1 protein-coding gene is annotated in these 1,304 nt (G+C 66.2%); it reads right to left on the bottom strand.

The annotated features are described in order from the left end of the window. The coding region (locus ACFVX4_RS42125; protein WP_389988847.1) for an amino acid adenylation domain-containing protein at nt 1-1,304 on the bottom strand (1,304 nt) is incomplete at both ends.

The raw sequence follows: 1,304 nt of genomic DNA, 5'->3' as shown, positions 1-1,304 counted from the left end.
GTACGCCCCAGGTACTCCAGCTCGCCCGCCCGGGTCCACCGCACCACATCACCCGTGCGATACATCCGGCCACCCGCCACACCGAACGGGTCGGCAACGAACCGCTCCGCCGTCAACCCCGCCCGACCCAGATACCCACGCGCCAGACCCGCACCCGCGACATAGAGCTCACCCGCCACCCCCGGCACCACCGGACGCAACCCCTCATCCAGAACATAGGTACGGGTATTGGGAACCGGTGTCCCGATCGACGGCACACCCGAACCCGCCACCAACGGCGCCGACATCGTCGCCGCCACCGTCGACTCCGTCGGACCATACGCATTGACCATCCGACGCCCCGGCGCCCACCGGTCCACCAACTCCGCCGACGTCGCATCACCACCCACCACCAACGACCGGAAATCAGGAAACTCACCCACCGGAACACTCGCCAACGCAGCCGGCGGAATCAACGCATGCGACACCCGCCGCTCCCGAAGCACCCGCCCCAACACCTCACCCGCCAACGGACCCGGCAACGGCACCACCAACGCACCACCCGCCGCGAACGTCATCACCAGCTCCAACACCGACGCATCAAAACTCGGCGAAGCGAACTGCAACACCCGACTACCCGCATCGACCGCGAACCGCTCCACCTCCGCCACCGCGAAACTCGCCACACCCCCATGCGACACCACCACACCCTTGGGACGCCCCGTCGACCCCGACGTATAAATCACATACGCCGCACCCGACGACGACACCACAACACCCGGCCGCGACCCATCCAACTCCACACCAAGATCCGGCAGTTCACGCAACACCAACACCGGAGACGCATCCTCCAACATGAACGCGATCCGCTCAGCCGGATAATCCGGATCCACCGGCAAATACGCCGCCCCCGCCTTCAACACCGCCAACTGCGCCACCACAATCTCCACCGACCGCGGCAACACCAACGCCACCACACCCTCAGGACCAACCCCCCGCCCCATCAACCAACGCGCCAACCGATTCGCACGCTCCTCCACCTCCGCATACGACAACACCAACCCCTCACCCACCACAGCCGGAGCATCCGGACACCGCACCACCTGCGCCTCGAACAACCCATGCAACGTCACCGGCTCCAGCACCCGCTCCGAAGCAATCCACTCCCCCAACACCAGACCCCGCTCCACACCCGACAACACATCCACCCCACCGACCCGCACCCCCGGATCAACCGCCACCACCTCCAACACCCGCACCAACCGCTCAACAACCCCCACCACCGACACCCGATCGAACAGATCGACCGCGAACTCCACACTGCC

The sequence above is a fragment of the Streptomyces sp. NPDC058240 genome (assembly GCF_042882135.1).
Taxonomy (GTDB): domain Bacteria; phylum Actinomycetota; class Actinomycetes; order Streptomycetales; family Streptomycetaceae; genus Streptomyces.
The sequence above is the reverse complement of the archived record's forward strand: the minus strand, read 5'-3'. Positions and strand labels throughout refer to the sequence as shown.